Source organism: Helicobacter pullorum (assembly GCF_900638355.1).
GTDB classification, from domain to species: Bacteria; Campylobacterota; Campylobacteria; order Campylobacterales; family Helicobacteraceae; genus Helicobacter_D; species Helicobacter_D pullorum.
In genome coordinates, this window is record NZ_LR134509.1 from 1,441,231 (window position 1) to 1,458,041 (window position 16,811).

Here is a 16,811-nt window from a genome sequence, read left to right on the forward strand (position 1 = left end):
AATTCTTAATACGGCATATTTTCCTTTCTCTTCTCTTAATCTCTTATTCAACCCACACGCTTTTTTTTGCAAACAAAGTAAGCAAAGGGTTTATAAGGGAATAAATTACAAGACAGAGAGATATTGCAGTTTTGATAATCCCCCCCCCCCCCCCGCAGAGAGTTTTTAAAAAGTTTCTATCTTTTTGTATCTTTTAGTAACAAAAAAGTTAAGTTTTAAATTTCCAAAATGCAAAACCTTTTTAATCCAACCGCCATTAATAAACAAAAGTGCTAAAATTAAATTACAAACTTAATAAATAGGAGGACACTATGAAAAAAATTTTATTGGGGGTGCTTTTCATGCTAGGAATCAGCATAACCGCTTTTGCTAAACCAAACATTGTGATTCTAGCCACAGGTGGGACAATTGCTGGAGAAGCAAAGAGTGATCTTGCAACCACAGGATACAAAGCAGGGAGCGTAAGTGTTGATGTGCTTATCAAAGCTGTTCCAGAGCTTCAAAATATCGCAAACATTCAAGCAGAACAAATTGCCAACATTGATAGCTCTAATATGACTGATGAAATTTGGCTCAAACTCGCAAAGCGTATCAACACGCTTTTAAAAGATTCCAAAGTTGATGGTATTGTTATCACCCATGGGACAGATACTATGGAAGAAACTGCGTATTTTTTGAATCTTGTCATCAAAAGTGATAAACCAGTAGTTTTAACCGGTGCAATGCGTCCTGCAACTGCGATTAGTGCAGATGGTCCAAAAAATCTCTACAATGCAGTCAGCCTTGCTGGAGATAAAAATGCTAAAGGCAAAGGTGTGATGATTGCTATGAATGACAAAATTCACGCCGCAAGAGAAGTTACCAAAACTCATACGCTCAATGTTGAAACTTTTAAATCTCCAAATAGCGGAGAAATCGGCTATATCATCGATGGAAAAGTCTTTTTTGATACCGCATCAATCAAGCCAAACACTCTAAAAGCACCTTTTAGCGTAGAAAATTTAGATTCTTTGCCTAAAGTAGATATTGTTTATACTTATTCTAATGATGGCTCAAAAGTCGCTGTTGAGGCATTTTTAAAGGCAGGTGCTAAAGGATTGGTTGTCGCTGGAAGCGGTGCTGGAAGTATCCATGAAAATCAAAAAAACTACCTGATTGAATTACTAAAAGATAAAAAATTAGCAGTAGTAAAAAGCTCTCGTGTAGGCTCTGGAATCGTCCCTCTAAGCGATGAAGAAGTTACACAAGGATTCATCTCTGCAAACAATCTCAATCCGCAAAAAGCAAGAGTGCTTTTGATGCTAGCTCTCACCAAAACTAGCGATCCTCAAAAAATCGCACAATATTTTAAAGAGTTTTAACCTATCCTCTTCATCAAATCCAAAAGACTCTCTTTTGGATTCTTGCCTCCCATTATAACTATTTAACAAAATTTTTGATGTTAGGCTATTTACCAAAATATTTTTACAAAGCTTTAGCCATAAATATCCAATTTCTTTTTTGACTAAATCATCAATTCCTTTGAAAATCTCCACGCCATTTACCCAAACCTTCAAGCACCATTTAATGAAAAATTAAGGGGGGGGGGGGGCATAATAAAAGACTTAATTTTTACAAGGAGCTCTAATGAATGATTCAAAACTTTTAGTCAGTAGATTTAACTACAAAGGTGATATTTTTGAAGTGAAAATCAAATACCCGCCAACCAATAGTTGTAATTGGACACATGAACTTTCACTTTATTCTAGAGAACATAGTGCTCAAGATAATGCTGGACTAAGCAAAAAACCTATAGATTTCGACTCTACTACCAATCCCATAAACATTACATGCAAAGATAATCAAAACATCACTTTAGAAGCAAGCTTCACAAAGGAAGCAAACCAAAAATACTTTGACAAAATCACCTTAAAATTTGATGATATAACCCTAATAAACGAGCATTATCCAAGCTGCCATTTAAAAAAGGCTGAAACTTACAAACAAGGAAACTTGCTAGTTAGTAGAGAATACGATGATTCTGACTCTGGCGATGTTTTTAAAAATGGAAAATTAATAAATGAGAAGTTTTTTAACGAACCAAAAAATTGTATTGAAATACAATATGACAACGGAATCCCAATAAGAACCATTTATTATGAAAATGGCATTGAAGTAAGGCGACTACCTAATGATGGAAATTAAACTATTGATTAAAAAGTATTTTAAATATTTTTTGGTATTAGCAGGGCTTTGCCTTGCTATTTGGGCGTATATATACTTTGTCCATGGTTATACCGAATACACATATCATGACAATGGACAAATCCAAACTAAAATACCTTATGTAAATGACAAACGACATGGGATTAAAAAAGAGTATGATGAAAATGGGCGGTTGGACTATGAAATACCTTATGTAAATGACAAAAAACATGGGGTTGAAAAATGGTATTATGCAAATGGGCAGATAAGCTTGGAGATACCTTATGTAAATGGCAAAAAACATGGGATTGAAAAAGAGTATTATGAAAATGGGAAATTAAAATCGAAAAAACCCTATAAAGAAGGCAGAAGATATGGGTATGGTGGCTACTATGATGACAAAGGCAAACCTGCAATGCCATTCTATCCATTCTATGACCCTTCTGAACTTGCTTTTGATGAATTTGTTAAGCGTCCGTTTGGATATAGTTATATATGGGGTGAGAATTTTTAATCCCCTCTCCACTCAAAAGCAACTTAAATACAATCTCCAAATTAACCTAGCACCAAACCTATCCTATCCTCTTCATCAAATCCAAAAGGCTTTCTTTTGGATTCTTACCTCCCATTATCAAAGCCACTTCTTTGGCAATGGGGGTATAAATATCATTCTTTTGAGCCAAAGCATAAATCTCTTTTGAAGTTTCCACACCCTCTGCTACTTCACCCAAACTTTCAAGAATCTCATCTAAAGCCTTATTTTGAGCCAATCCAAGCCCCACTCTAAAATTCCTTGAAAGCGTAGAATTTGCCGTCAAAAACAAATCCCCAGCACCTGATAAGCCCAAAAAAGTCTCTTCTTCTGCCCCAAAAAACTTCCCAAAACGCGTCATCTCTACAAGCCCTCTAGCCACCAAAGAAGCCCTTGCATTATTCCCAAGTCCCATTCCCTCACAAATCCCACTAGCAATGGCAATGACATTTTTATACGCCCCGCCAATCTCTCCGCCCATCACATCACAATTTGCATAAGGCTTGATAAAACTAGGGAATAACCCCAACCATTCTTGTGCATTTTCTAGCTTATTAGAATGCACATTTAACGCACAAGGCAGAGATTGTGCAACTTCTTTGGCAAAGCTTGGACCTGCTAAGAAACTCAAAGTAGCCTTAGGATAAAATTTTTCAAAAATCTCACTTACAAAAAGCCCCTTTGCCACTCCCTTAGAAGCTACCAACACCTTAGAATCTTGAGGGATAGGACAATCTTTTAGCCATTCTTCTAATGCCGAACTACAAATTGCCACGACAAAAAAATCACTATCTTGTGCTTCTTGCAAGCTAATTTGATAAGCACAATCAAGATTCCGCCTCGAGATAATCCCTGCTTGATTTTTCTCACCAAATGCAAAGCACAATGCCCTTCCCCAAGCACCACCGCCAAATACACTTACTTTTGCCATTCTTATCCTTAGAGCTATTATTTTACAAAATTACAAAAAGAGGAATTTTAATAAAAATATATTAAAATCCCAAAATTTATTTTAAAAATTATCTGCAAAAAGAGTTTTTATGTCTTTAACCAATCTTAGAGAACGGCTTAATGGTTTGAATCTTTCCCCTGTTTTTGGATTAGTTACCAAAGTTGAGCAAGGATTCTTATCTGCAAATGGACTTTCACCAAGAATTGGAGATATTGTAAGAATCACAAACGAAAATGGCAATAGCATGGGAATGGTAACAACCCTTGAAGCAAATAGTTTCAAAATCACACCCTTTTCTTTTGTAGAAGGCACAAAGGTAGGTGATAAAGTCTATCTCAACACCAAAGGCTTACAAATCCCTGTTGGTTTAGAACTTCTAGGAAGAGTGATTAATCCATTAGGCGAACCCATTGATGGCAAAGGAGAGCTTAGAGCAGAAGGTTTAATGCCTATTATTAGGCAACCCATTGCGGCTATGAAAAGGGGCATGATTGATGAAGTCTTTAGCGTGGGAGTAAAAAGCATTGATGGACTTTTGACTTGTGGCAAAGGGCAAAAACTTGGAATCTTTGCAGGGAGCGGCGTTGGAAAATCCACTCTAATGGGAATGATTGTGCGAGGTGCTCAAGCAAAAATCAAAGTTATTGCACTCATTGGCGAGAGAGGTAGAGAGGTGCCGGAGTTTGTCGAGAAAAATCTAGGTGGAGATTTAACCAACACTGTTTTAGTTGTCGCTACAAGCGATGATTCACCTTTGATGCGAAAATATGGTGCATTTGCCGCAATGAGTGTGGCAGAATATTTCAAAGCTAAGGGTGAAGATGTGCTTTTTATGATGGATTCTGTTACACGCTTTGCTATGGCACAAAGAGAGATTGGATTAGCCTTAGGAGAACCGCCTACAAGCAAGGGCTATCCACCCTCTGTTTTAACTCTGCTTCCACAATTAATGGAACGCGCTGGCAAAGAGGAAGGAAAAGGCTCAATTACTGCATATTTCACGGTTTTAGTAGAAGGCGATGATATGAGTGATCCTATTGCCGACCAAAGTCGGAGTATTTTAGATGGGCATATTGTTTTAGATAGGAGTTTGACGGATTTTGGAATCTACCCACCCATTAATATCCTAAACTCCGCTTCAAGGCTAATGGGAGATGTCGCACAAAAAGAACATATTTTAGCTGCAAGGAAATTCCGCCGTCTTTATTCTATGCTTAAAGAAAATGAAGTTTTAATCCGCATTGGTGCTTATCAAGCCGGGAGCGATAAAGAAATCGATGAAGCCATCGCAAAAAAATCCGATATGGAAGATTACCTAAGACAGAATTATGATGAATCTTGGGATTACACTAAGAGCGTCAATCGACTAATTGAACTAATGCAATAAAATTACACATAAAACATTTTTTTAAATTAATTGATAAAGTTTTAAATTTTTTAAGTTATTTATCGTATAATGCTATGGATAAAAATTATTATTTGAGGAGAAAAAATGGCTGGTTATATTGAATTAACTGAAGCAAATTTTGATGAAACAATTAAAGATGGTGTAGTAATGGTAGATTTTTGGGCGCCATGGTGTGGTCCTTGCAGAATGATTGCACCTGTAATTGACAAGTTAGCAGGAGAATATGCAGGAAAAGCTAAGATTTGCAAAGTCAATACTGATGAGCAACAAGAATTAGCATCTAAATTTGGCATTCGCTCTATCCCTACAATCTTTTTTTACAAAAATGGTGAAAAGGTTGATGAGATGATTGGTGCAGCAACAGAAGCTGCTTTCAAAGATAAAATCGACAAATTACTTTAATAGTACAATGTTAGGAAAATCCCAAAATCAATGAAAAAATGTTGTCCGGGATTCCCTATTGCCTTTATGATGGTTTTTATCATAGGGGCTTTTTTGTATTATTTTTATTCGTTTAAATCAATTGCAGAAATTGATTTTAGCAAAGATGTCTTTTACCAAACAAAAGGCGGAGAAATTAGCCTTTTTGAACCAAAAGCAACAAAATATCAATTATGCTTTTATAGTTCTTATATTCCAAAATGGGAAGAAACATTGGCATTAAAACAAAATATACCTTTATTGGCATTAGATATCTATCAGCAAGGCGAAATCCAAAAGCACAGCGTTTTTAACCTAAAGGTTTCTAGTGAGATTTTATTGAAACTTATACACAATTTCAATTTAAGAGATTTGCCTAAATGCTTTATAATAGCACAAGATAAAGAAAATTCAATGGTTTATAGATATTTAAGAGATGATGGAATCTATAAAGTATTGAATTTTAATAAATTAGGAGAATAATTATGATAGATTTAGCAATTATTGGTGGTGGTCCTGCTGGACTAAGTGCTGGATTATATGCCACTAGAGGTGGATTAAAAAATGTTGTAATGTTTGAAAAAGGAATGCCCGGTGGGCAGATTACCTCCAGTAGTGAAATGGAAAACTATCCCGGAGTAGCCGAAGTAAAAAGCGGTTTTGATTTTATGATGCCATGGCAAGAACAATGTTTCCGCTTTGGTCTTAAACATGAGATGAAAGAGGTTTTAAGAGTAAAGAAAACCGGAGATTATTTTAATATTATCTTTACTGATGGGACTCAAGAAGAAGCAAAAGCGGTTATTGTTGCCACAGGGGGCAGCCCAAAACGCTCTGGTGTTAAAGGTGAAGATACCTACTGGGGCAAAGGCGTAAGCTCTTGTGCAACTTGTGATGGTTTCTTTTATAAAAATAAAGAAGTTGCCGTACTTGGTGGTGGAGATACCGCAGTAGAGGAATCCATTTATCTAGCTAAAATTTGCTCCAAAGTTACACTAATCCACAGAAGAAATGAATTTAGAGCTTCTCCAATTACTCTTCAAAGAGCCAAAAATGAGCCAAAAATTGAATTTTTAACCCCCTATGGAATTGACGAAATTTACGGAGATAATTCTGGAGTTACAGGGCTAAAACTTAAAAATCTTCAAGATAGCAGCACAAAAGAAATCAATATCGATGGAATCTTTGTGCTTATCGGTTATAATGTCAATAACTCTGTGCTTATACAAGAAGATGGCACAGCATTATGCGATGTCAATGAAAGCGGGCAAGCTATTGTGAATCTAAAAATGGAAACAAGTATTCCGGGCTTATTTGCAGCTGGAGACTTGCGCAAAGATGCACCCAAACAAGTCGTATGTGCTGCCGCTGATGGGGCAACTGCAGCCTTAGCAGCGATTGAATTCATCGAGCATCACAAATAACTATATTTAAAGGATAACAATGTTGAAAATTGGAGTTTTTGGAGCGGGCGGAAGAGTTGGAAAACTAATCGTTGATCTTGCTAAAAATAGTAATGAAATCAAATTAGAAAGCGTATATGCAAGAAGAGAGCTGGATTTCTCTATTGAACCGGGCACACTTATCACAAGCGATTTAAAAGTCTTTTTGGAAAGCTGCGAAGTGATTATTGACTTCACCACAGCACAAGGCACACAACAACTTTTAGAAGTAGCCCTACAATACCCCAAACCCATTGTTATAGGAACTACAGGCTTAGAATCTCACCATGAAAATCTCATCAAAGAAGCTGCAAAAAAAATGCCTATTTTGTATGCTAGCAATATGTCGCTAGGAATTGCTATTCTCAATAAAGCTATCAAGCTTGTTGCAAGCACATTGCGTGACTTTGATATTGAAATTGTAGAAACTCATCACCATTTCAAAAAAGATTCTCCAAGTGGAACTGCATTAAAACTTGCAAAATCTTGTGCAGAAGCTAGAAATCTTGATTTAGACAAAGTAAGAATTAGCGGAAGAAATGGAAATATCGGGGCTCGTTCTAAAGATGAAATTGGTGTAATGGCATTACGCGGAGGTGATGTTGCTGGAATCCATAATGTTGGATTTTATGGCGAGGGAGAATATTTGGAATTTATCCACACTGCCACTTCAAGAGTTACTTTTGCACAAGGTGCCATCAAAGCAGCTCTTTGGCTAAAAAATCAGCCTAGTGGTTTATATAGCATTGAAGATTCGCTAAATATAGGATAAACTAGTGGAAAATAGAAATTGGAATGAAGAATGTGCAGTAGTTGGCGTATATAATGCCCCAAATGCTGCAAGTATCGCTTATTACTCATTATTCTCTATGCAACACAGAGGGCAAGAAGCCACCGGTATTGCTTCAAGCAATGGAGAAAAAATCACCGCTATTAAAGATCATGGATTAGTAACAGATGTTTTTTGTGATGAAACGCTAAAAAAACTCAAAGGCTTTAGTGCTGTTGGACACAATCGATACGCTACTGCGGGGGAAGATTCACTAAGTGATGCACAGCCGATATTTGCACGCTATGATTTAGGCGAAATTGCAATTGTGCATAATGGTAATCTCACAAATGCCGAAAAAATACGCAATGAGCTAATCAAAGAAGGCGCTATCTTCCAAAGCCATATGGATACAGAAAATCTTATTCATCTTATAGCCAAATCCAAACATGAGAATCTAGCAGAACGCATTAAAGAGGCTGTATTGAAGGTAGAGGGTGCGTTTTGTTTTATTATTTTAAGTCGCAAAAAAATGTTTGTAATTCGCGATAGAAATGGATTCCGCCCTTTAAGTCTTGGAAAAATCAAAAACAACGATGGAAGCGTAGGTTATATTGTAGCAAGTGAAACCTGTGCTTTTGATTTGGTGGGAGCAGAATATATACGCGATGTTGAAGCAGGAGAGATGCTAATACTTTCAGAAAAAGGCATTGAAAGTCATCATATTATGCCCAAAAACCCTTATCCTTGTGTTTTTGAATATGTTTATTTTGCACGCCCAGATAGCCATGTATTTGGAAGATTAGTTTATAATATTAGAAAAGCAATGGGAGTAGAGCTTGCAAAAGAAAATCCTATTGATGCTGATTTGGTAATCCCAGTCCCCGATAGCGGTGTAGCAGCTGCTCTAGGCTATTCCCAACAAAGCGGGATACCTTTTGAGCTAGGCATTATTCGCAACCACTATGTGGGAAGAACATTTATTGAACCCACACAGCAAATACGGGAACTAAAGGTAAAATTAAAGCTCAATCCCATAAAAGAACTTATTGAAAATAAACGCATTATCGTCATTGATGATTCTGTAGTTAGGGGGACGACTAGCAAACAGATTATAAAAATCCTACGCGATTGCGGTGCCAAAGAAATCCATATGAAAATCTCCTCTCCGCCAACTATTTCCCCCTGTTATTATGGAGTAGATACGCCAAGCAAAGAAGAGTTAATTAGTGCAAAAATGAGCAATAAGGAAGTTTGTGAGTTTATTCAAGCTGATTCTCTTTCGTTTTTATCCTTAGAAGGTTTAAAGCGAAGCATAGGGATAGAAAACTATCAATTTTGTCAAGCCTGTTTTGATGGCAATTACATTGTAAAATAAGGTCTCCCTTGAAACAAATGCTTACTTTTGGACGCTATTGCAAGCGTCGCTTTGGAGAAAGAGTTAGAAAAGTCCCCATTGCATTAGCGGGTTTTACTTGCCCAAATATCGATGGAACAGTAGCTAAGGGAGGTTGCATTTTTTGCAAAAATGAAAGTTTTTCCCCCACTTTAGAACATGAGCCAAAAGCCCCTCTAAAAGTAAATCCTAATATGCAAGAAAATCCATTATTGCCCATGCAGCTAAAGCAACTTCACAGCCAATACCAATGGCAAACTGATTTTCACAAAAATAAATTTGGGGTTGGAAAATATATGATTTATTTTCAATCATTTACCAACACCTATGCACCCTTCTCTACATTGCAAAAGCTCTACACAGAAGCACTCAATCTCCCTAATGTAGTTGGAATGTCTATTGGCACTAGAACTGATAGTGTGAATTTGGAATTGCTAGACTATCTTGCAGAATTGCAAAAAATTAAAGGGCAAGAGATTTGGATAGAATATGGAATCCAATCTATTTATGATGAGACACTAAAGCTCATCAACCGAGGACATGGAACAGAAGAAATGGAATATTGGATTTCACAAACCAAACAAAGAGGTTTGAAAGTCTGCTCACATATCATCTATGGCTTACCTAATGAAACCAAAGAAATGATGCTACACAGCCTCAATAAAGTATTAGAATGGGGAAGCGATGGAATCAAAGTGCATCCTCTCTATATTATAGAAAAGACCATTTTAGCCCTTATGCACAAAAAAGGCGAATACAAGCCAATTCCGCTGAATGATTATATTGAATTAATTGTAGAATCCCTCAAAATCATTCCACAAAATGTCGTAATTCATCGCGTGAGTGCTGGGGTTAGAAATGATACCCTCATTGCACCTAAATGGTGTTTTGACAAAAACATTCAAATGCGTGCAATCCGTGATGCACTAAGAGATGCAGGGATTGAATACTAAAGGGAAAATATGCCATCTTATATTCCAAAACAACAAGCTAGATTAAACCCAAAAGAATGCGTTTTTATCTGCATTGATATACAAGAAAAACTCTTTAATGTTATGCAAAATAAAGATAAAATGCTAAAAAACGCCAACAAACTCTTAGAAGGTGCAAAAACCCTTGGAGCAAACTCCATTGTATTAGAGCAATACCCTCAAGGCTTAGGCAAAGCATTGTTAAGAAATCAAGAAAATCCCAAAGAATCTTTAATAGAAAAAATTTCTTTTAGTGCTTTTGGGGAACAGAATTTTTGTAAAGCCCTAGAAAAATTACAAGCTACAACCCTCATTTTATTTGGCATTGAAACTCATATTTGCGTCAAAGAAAGTGCATTTGATGCCAAAGAAAAAGGCTTCAAAGTCCTAATTGCAGAAGATGCTTGCTCTTCTAGAGAATTACACAGCCATTCCCTAGCCATACAAGAAATGCGTGATTTAAAAATCCAAATTTCTAGCACAGAGAGCATTCTTTTTTCGTTTTTATTACACGCCAAAGAAACGAACTTTAAAGCCATTAGCACATTGATTAAAAACTAAATACCAAAGCAAAAAATCAAATAAAAAATGTTATACTAAAAATGTATCAAAAAAATCTTATCAAACAAGGATAATAAATTGCCAAAACAAGCACAGCTTGAAAATACAACTGAAACCTTAGAAAAAACCACAGAACCTATCCGATACAAAGTTATTTTATTAAATGATGATTATACAACCCAAGATTTTGTTATTGAAGTTTTACAAAAAGTCTTTCACAAGGATTTTGAGGCTTCTCTCAATCTTATGTTGCAAATCCACCACAATGGACGCGGAATGTGCGGAATCTATCCCTATGATATTGCCGAAACAAAAGCATTAGAGGTGCGAAAAATGGCAAAAGCAAAACAATTTCCACTAAGAGCAATTTTAGAAAAACTATAAAAGACAAACCCATGATAGAAATTAGCAAAGAATTAAATTATGTTTTACAAAATGCACAAAACCGCGCTAAACACTTAGGGCATGAATACCTCACATTAGAGCATATCTTTCAATCCCTACTTGAAAACCCAACCATCATCAAAGCCTTGCAAGAATGCGGAGGCAATATTCAAACTATTAAAAGTCAAATCGAGCGTTATTTATTGCATTTTTTACAGCCCTACTCTAATAGTAATGAAACGCCTATGGAAACTCTAGCTGTTACGCGAGTTATTGAAATTATGATAAGCCATGTCAAAGGCTCTCAACGCAAAGAAGCACAAGTGGGGGACTTATTAGCAGCAATCCTAGAAGAAGACAAAGCCTTTTGCACACAAGTTTTAAAAGCCCAAGGGATTACTCGCCTTAATATTTTAGAATACATTACAGAAAACATACAATCCCTACAAACCCCAAAAAACAAAAATGAAAATCAGCAAGAAAGTATTTTAGAAAAATACTGCATCAACCTCACAAAAGAAGCCAAAGAGGGCAGAATCGATCCTATCATTGGTAGAGATGCAGAGATTGAGCGATGCTTAGAAGTATTGCTTAGACGCAAAAAAAACAATCCTCTTTTAGTGGGTGAGCCCGGCGTTGGTAAAACCGCAATTGCAGAAGGTTTGGCGCTTAAAATTATCCAAAAAGATAATCCGCTTTTTGGCAATGAGATTTTTGCACTCAATATAGGTGCATTAGTGGCAGGGACAAAATATAGAGGGGACTTTGAAAAACGCATCAAAGCCTTAAGCGATGAAATGTTGGAGCGAAAAAATGCAATTTTATTTATCGATGAGATTCACACACTCATCGGTGCTGGTGCTACAAGTGGCGGGAGTATGGATGCTAGCAACCTCTTAAAACCTATGCTTGCAAGTGGAAAATTCAAATGTATTGGTGCTAGCACTTATGCAGAATACAGAAACTTTTTAGATAAAGACAAGGCATTTTCAAGACGCTTTGCCAAAATTGATGTTGATGAACCAAGTCAAGAAGAGACGATTTTAATCCTACAAGGGCTAAAAAAATACTACGAAAAGCACCACAATGTAATCTACCCATTAGAATCAATCAAACTAGCCGTAGAACTCTCTAGCCGCTATCTACACGATAGATTCTTGCCTGATAAGGCAATTGATGTAATTGATGAAGTTGGTGCAGCCTATAAACTTGCGGGCAAAAAAGGCAAAATATCTCTTGCAAGCATCAAACAAATGGTAGCCAAAATGGCAAAGATTCCAGAAATTGAAGCCACAAAAAACGACAAATCCCTTTTAAAAAATCTACAAAAACACTTACAAAGCAGAATCTTCGGACAAGATCTCGCAATCACAGAAATCGTAACTGCACTCAAACGCAACAAAGCTGGGCTTAATGCACCAAATAAGCCTATCGGTTCTTTTCTTTTTAGCGGACCAAGTGGAGTTGGGAAAACAGAATTAGCAAAAGAAATTGCCAAAGCATTAGGGATTAATTTTGAACGCATTGATATGAGTGAATATATGGAAAAATACTCCATTTCTGGACTTATCGGTGCTCCTGCAGGATATGTAGGGTATGATAAAGGAGGGATTTTAACAGAAATGATCAAAAAAAATCCACATACACTTTTGCTATTAGATGAAATTGAAAAAGCCCACCCTGATGTTTTAAATCTTTTCTTGCAGGTAATGGACAATGCAAAATTAACTGACAACAATGGAGAAAGTGCGGATTTCTCTTCAGTTATTCTTATTATGACTTCCAATGTTGGCTCCAAAGAAGCCCCAACTCTTGGATTCACACAAGATTCTAATTCCAAATTCCAATCAGCCATCAAAGATAGTTTTTCACCAGAATTTAGAAATCGCCTTGATGCAATCATTGCCTTTAATCCTTTAAATAAGCAAGAAATACTCAAAATTGTGGATAAAAACATTCAAGATTTAAATCAACAAATCGCAAATAAAAATATAGAAGTGATTTTAGATAAAACCGCCAAAGAATACCTAGCCCAAATAGGCTTTAATCAAGAATTAGGAGCAAGACCTCTAGCATTGAAAATTCAAGAAAAAATCAAAAATACTTTGAGTGATTTAATGCTTTTTGGGGAATTGCAAAAAGGCGGAAAAATCACTTTCTCCCATTCTAATAAAAGCGATACACTTCAATATAAAATCTCTCCTAACAAAGAAATGAAGAAATGAAAAATTTTTCTTGGGACTGCATAAAATATCCTGCCGCAATTTATCGCAGTAGCGGATATTTGCATGAAATTAGCGAAATTGAAAAAAATAGCTTTGAATCCCTCCACAATCTCCAAAAAGAAATCAAACTTTTGTGTGCAAACACAGAGGCTTTTCTTTTTGAAAATTTGGGAGTAAATGTCCTGCTTTGGGGTGCTAGAGGTTGTGGAAAATCTTCACTCATCAAAGCACTTTTGCCAAAATATGCCAAAGATGGCTTAAGAATCTTACAAATCTTCAAACAAGATTTAGAAATTTTGCCCGAAATTTTTGACTTTCTCCGCACAAAACCTTATAAATTCATCATATTTTGTGATGATTTAAGCTTTGATGAGGGCGATAAAGAATACAAAGCCCTAAAAACTATCTTAGAAGGTAGTATCGAATCTTTCCCGCAAAATATCCGCATTTACACCACCTCCAATCGTCGCCATTTAATGCCAGAATTTCATGATGAAAATGAACTTTTTGGATTTGAAGGCAACGAAGATAAAATCGCACTTTTTGATAGATTTCCTCTTTGTATCGGTTTTTATACTTATGGCAACCAAGAATATTTGGAGATTTTAGAAAACTACTTCAAAGAATCCCCACAAGAATGGGAAAAGCTCAAAGCAAAAGCAATTTGGTTTGCAACCCAAAGAGGTTCAAAAAATCCAAGAGTGGCTGCACAATTTTTTAAACTTTACAAAAGTGGCTTAATTGATCTTATTTAAGGAGAAAGAATGATTAAAAAATGTCTATTCCCAGCAGCAGGATATGGAACGAGATTCTTACCAGCTACCAAAGCAATGCCAAAAGAAATGCTACCCATTGTCAATAAACCACTCATTCAATATGGCGTAGAAGAAGCCATGGAGGCTGGAATCTTTAATATGGCGATTGTAACAGGGAGGGGCAAACGCTCTTTGGAGGATCATTTTGATATTAGTTATGAATTAGAGCACCAAATCCAAGGCACAAGCAAAGAAGGCTATCTAAAAGAAATTCGCCATATTCTCAATACTTGCACCTTTTCTTATACGCGACAAATGGAAATGAAAGGCTTAGGGCACGCGATTTTAATGGGCGAAAACCTCATTGGCAATGAGCCTTTTGCAGTCGTTTTGAGTGATGATTTGTGCGATAATGAAGGTGGCGTTGGTGTGTTATCCCAAATGCGCAAAATCTATGAAAAATATCGATGCTCGATTGTAGCAGTAGAAGAAGTTTCCAAAGAAGAAGTTAGTAAATATGGAGTAATTTCCGGTAGAGAAGTGGATAATAATACCTTTATGGTAGATAATATGATTGAAAAACCAAAACCACAAGAAGCTCCAAGCAATCTAGCAATCATAGGGCGTTATATCCTAACACCTGATATTTTTGAGATTTTAAAACACACTAAACCCGGCAAAAATGGTGAGATTCAAATTACAGATGCCCTGCTAGAGCAATGCAAAAAAGGTATGGTTTTAGCCTATAAATTCCAAGGCAAGCGTTATGATTGTGGAAGTGTTGATGGGTTTGTAAAAGCCACTAATATTTTTTATCACAAATTCCAAGGCAAGTGATGTATAATCTTAATTTTTATCTTTTTATTTGGATTGCACTTTTTGTGAGTATGCTACCCTTTATGCTGCTCTCTAGTGCTTTTTTGGTTTTGGGCAAAATCCAAGCTTATCTTGAAGCACAAAAAAGCCGCGAAAAAATGCTAAAAAATATCCGTTATCTTATCTCACTATTACAAAATAATCCCGATAAAGAAACTTTGGATGAAGCTTTGGATTCTTTTAAAAAAAACTTTCTTATTTTTGGCGATCTCAAAAAAGACAACAAAGACTACCAAGATAGAATGGATTTCATCTCTGCACTAGCGTGGTGTCCTTTGATTGATATTGATAGTGTAGCACGATATAGAGAAGAATTTATCAAAGCAAATCCGAATTTTAAAAAAGAGATTGAAACAATTATTAGTTCTGCTTTAAAAAACCGCGAAAAGAGCGAAAAAGATAAGAAATAAAAAAATCAAAGGAATAAAATGCAAAAACATCTTAAGGAAAATGGCAATATTATTTATGGAGATTTAACCAAACAAGTTAATTTTAAATGCGATTTTAAGGGAAAAAATAACATTGTATTTCTTGCCCCAAAATGCACTCTAAAGAATACAAATATTGTTTTTGCAGGAAACAATTCACTTATATTTTTAGGCGATTCTTTTCCCTCTGGGACAATGTTTAGCATTGCTATCCACACAGATTCTGTATGCTACATAGGTAATAATAATTATTGCAACCCAGCTGGACAAAGATCATTGCTTTTATCAGAAAGAAAAAATGTTATCATAGGCGACAATAACCTCCTTTCACATTCAATATGGTTTAGAAATGCCGACCCTCATTTAATCTACGATATTAATACAAACCAAAGAATTAACCCTACTCAAAGCATTTATATTGGAGATCATACTTGGATAGGACAAGAAGTTGCTTTTCTCAAAAAAACTTTCATAGCTTCAGGTTCAATCGTTGGAGCAAAAAGCGTAGTAGCTAAAAAATGTTTTTCAAACACTGCAAATGCTGGCAATCCTGCTAGAGAAATCAGACAAAATATTTTTTGGAGTGGTGAATGTGTGCACAATTGGGATTCTCAAACAACAAATAATTATATATCTATGGACAAAGACGACTTCAAATACACTTATGATAAATCTCAATTCCTTTCTCCAAAAGCCATAGAATCAAAACTCGATTCTCTAAATACCGCCTATGAAAAACTTGAATTTCTCTATGATGCTCTCTATTGCAACAAAAATAAAAATCGCTTTGCTTATTTCAAAGATTGCCAATACAATATTCCCTTGCCAAAATATGAAAAAAGATTCAAAAATCTCAACTTTACAGAAATCAAACCAGAGCCTATTACACCTCCCAAACCAGAGCCTACACCACAAGAATTAGAAATAAATTCCCTTAAAGCCTCCCTTGATTCTACAAAGAAGCAATTAGAATCTAAAAATAAAATCTTAGAATCTATGAATAAAACTTTAGAATCTAAAACAAAAGAAATGGATTTTACTCTCCACTATGGCACAGCAAAGAATAGAATCCACAACCACCTCTCTTATAAACTAGGTAAAGCAATGATAGAAAACTCTAAAAGCATTTTAGGATATATTAGAATGCCTTATGTGTTATCTTATATTAAAGAACAACACAATAAAGAACAAAAACAATACCAAGAACAAATCAAAAAGAATCCTAATCTAAAACTTCCAAAACTAGAATCTTATAAAGATTACAAAGAAGCCTTAAAAGAAAAAGAATGTTTCACTTATAAATTAGGGGAAGCATTTATTAGAGCAAATACTCTTAAGAGTAAAAATAACATAAACAACAATACTAATAATATTAGTGGGGGGGGGGGGGCAGATATTATCAAAACCACAATACCTCTCTACCCTACAATCTATTCTCTACAAACCCATTGCTTACTTCAAGTTTGCAAAAGAAGTGCGTGAGTTGAATAGGGAGTTAGCATTAAAAA

General features: G+C 35.7%; 18 protein-coding genes. 17 read left to right on the forward strand and 1 reads right to left on the reverse strand.

The features are described 5' to 3' along the window. Positions 1-311: 311 nt before the first annotated feature. The 3 genes from EL247_RS07025 to EL247_RS07035 all read left to right on the forward strand — a co-directional run bounded on the left by EL247_RS07025 (position 312) and on the right by EL247_RS07035 (position 2,698). Positions 312-1,361: a type II asparaginase gene (locus EL247_RS07025; RefSeq protein ID WP_126442138.1), complete on the forward strand. Its 1,050-nt coding sequence runs from the start codon at positions 312-314 to the stop codon at positions 1,359-1,361. Positions 1,362-1,626: 265 nt separating this feature from the next. Next, on the forward strand, positions 1,627-2,184 hold the full coding sequence (locus EL247_RS07030) for a hypothetical protein (RefSeq protein ID WP_060661222.1): 558 nt from the start codon (positions 1,627-1,629) through the stop codon (positions 2,182-2,184). Continuing rightward, entirely contained in the window at positions 2,174-2,698 is a 525-nt protein-coding gene (locus tag EL247_RS07035) for a toxin-antitoxin system YwqK family antitoxin (RefSeq protein ID WP_172594061.1), read from the forward strand. The genes EL247_RS07030 and EL247_RS07035 overlap by 11 nt, the downstream gene beginning before the upstream one ends. Before the next feature lie 58 nt (positions 2,699-2,756). Here EL247_RS07035 and EL247_RS07040 read toward each other — a convergent pair whose 3' ends face one another. Then, positions 2,757-3,647 (reverse strand): NAD(P)H-dependent glycerol-3-phosphate dehydrogenase, encoded by an 891-nt coding sequence (locus EL247_RS07040; protein ID WP_065826994.1) that lies wholly within the window; start codon positions 3,645-3,647, stop codon positions 2,757-2,759. Between the two features lie 109 nt (positions 3,648-3,756). Between EL247_RS07040 and fliI the strand changes: the two genes are divergently transcribed. The 14 genes from fliI to EL247_RS08655 all read left to right on the forward strand — a co-directional run bounded on the left by fliI (position 3,757) and on the right by EL247_RS08655 (position 16,785). After that, positions 3,757-5,055 (forward strand): flagellar protein export ATPase FliI, encoded by a 1,299-nt coding sequence (fliI, locus tag EL247_RS07045; RefSeq protein WP_005021253.1) that lies wholly within the window; start codon positions 3,757-3,759, stop codon positions 5,053-5,055. 105 nt (positions 5,056-5,160) lie between these two features. Continuing rightward, a complete protein-coding gene (trxA, locus tag EL247_RS07050; protein ID WP_005021254.1) occupies positions 5,161-5,478 on the forward strand; it encodes a thioredoxin in 318 nt (105 codons plus the stop codon). 30 nt (positions 5,479-5,508) lie between these two features. Beyond that, on the forward strand, positions 5,509-5,979 hold the full coding sequence (locus tag EL247_RS07055; RefSeq protein ID WP_126442140.1) for a hypothetical protein: 471 nt from the start codon (positions 5,509-5,511) through the stop codon (positions 5,977-5,979). A 2-nt stretch (positions 5,980-5,981) separates the two neighbouring features. After that, positions 5,982-6,920, forward strand: a complete 939-nt coding sequence (trxB, locus tag EL247_RS07060) for a thioredoxin-disulfide reductase (protein WP_104745429.1) — start codon at positions 5,982-5,984, stop codon at positions 6,918-6,920. A gap of 19 nt (positions 6,921-6,939) precedes the next feature. Continuing rightward, positions 6,940-7,710 carry a 4-hydroxy-tetrahydrodipicolinate reductase gene (dapB, locus tag EL247_RS07065; protein ID WP_054195063.1) on the forward strand — a complete coding sequence of 257 codons (771 nt, stop codon included), beginning with the start codon at positions 6,940-6,942 and terminating at the stop codon, positions 7,708-7,710. Between the two features lie 4 nt (positions 7,711-7,714). Further along, the gene (purF, locus tag EL247_RS07070; protein WP_054195064.1) at positions 7,715-9,085 is read left to right on the forward strand and encodes an amidophosphoribosyltransferase; all 1,371 of its coding nucleotides are present in this window, start codon (positions 7,715-7,717) and stop codon (positions 9,083-9,085) included. A gap of 17 nt (positions 9,086-9,102) precedes the next feature. After that, positions 9,103-10,056, forward strand: a complete 954-nt coding sequence (locus EL247_RS07075) for a TIGR01212 family radical SAM protein (RefSeq protein ID WP_172594089.1) — start codon at positions 9,103-9,105, stop codon at positions 10,054-10,056. Positions 10,057-10,065: 9 nt separating this feature from the next. Beyond that, entirely contained in the window at positions 10,066-10,635 is a 570-nt protein-coding gene (locus tag EL247_RS07080) for an isochorismatase family protein (RefSeq protein ID WP_104745431.1), read from the forward strand. Positions 10,636-10,713: 78 nt separating this feature from the next. Further along, entirely contained in the window at positions 10,714-11,019 is a 306-nt protein-coding gene (locus EL247_RS07085) for an ATP-dependent Clp protease adaptor ClpS (RefSeq protein ID WP_005021261.1), read from the forward strand. Positions 11,020-11,030: 11 nt separating this feature from the next. Beyond that, complete coding sequence (locus EL247_RS07090) at positions 11,031-13,244, forward strand: AAA family ATPase (RefSeq protein ID WP_065826991.1); 2,214 nt, start codon at positions 11,031-11,033, stop codon at positions 13,242-13,244. After that, positions 13,241-13,999: a DUF815 domain-containing protein gene (locus tag EL247_RS07095; protein WP_060662765.1), complete on the forward strand. Its 759-nt coding sequence runs from the start codon at positions 13,241-13,243 to the stop codon at positions 13,997-13,999. The genes EL247_RS07090 and EL247_RS07095 overlap by 4 nt, the downstream gene beginning before the upstream one ends. A gap of 9 nt (positions 14,000-14,008) precedes the next feature. After that, complete coding sequence (gene galU, locus EL247_RS07100) at positions 14,009-14,836, forward strand: UTP--glucose-1-phosphate uridylyltransferase GalU (protein ID WP_104745432.1); 828 nt, start codon at positions 14,009-14,011, stop codon at positions 14,834-14,836. After that, a complete protein-coding gene (locus EL247_RS07105; protein ID WP_104745433.1) occupies positions 14,836-15,285 on the forward strand; it encodes a hypothetical protein in 450 nt (149 codons plus the stop codon). The genes galU and EL247_RS07105 overlap by 1 nt, the downstream gene beginning before the upstream one ends. An 18-nt stretch (positions 15,286-15,303) precedes the next feature. Next, complete coding sequence (locus EL247_RS08655; protein WP_232019750.1) at positions 15,304-16,785, forward strand: LbetaH domain-containing protein; 1,482 nt, start codon at positions 15,304-15,306, stop codon at positions 16,783-16,785. Positions 16,786-16,811: the final 26 nt, after the last annotated feature.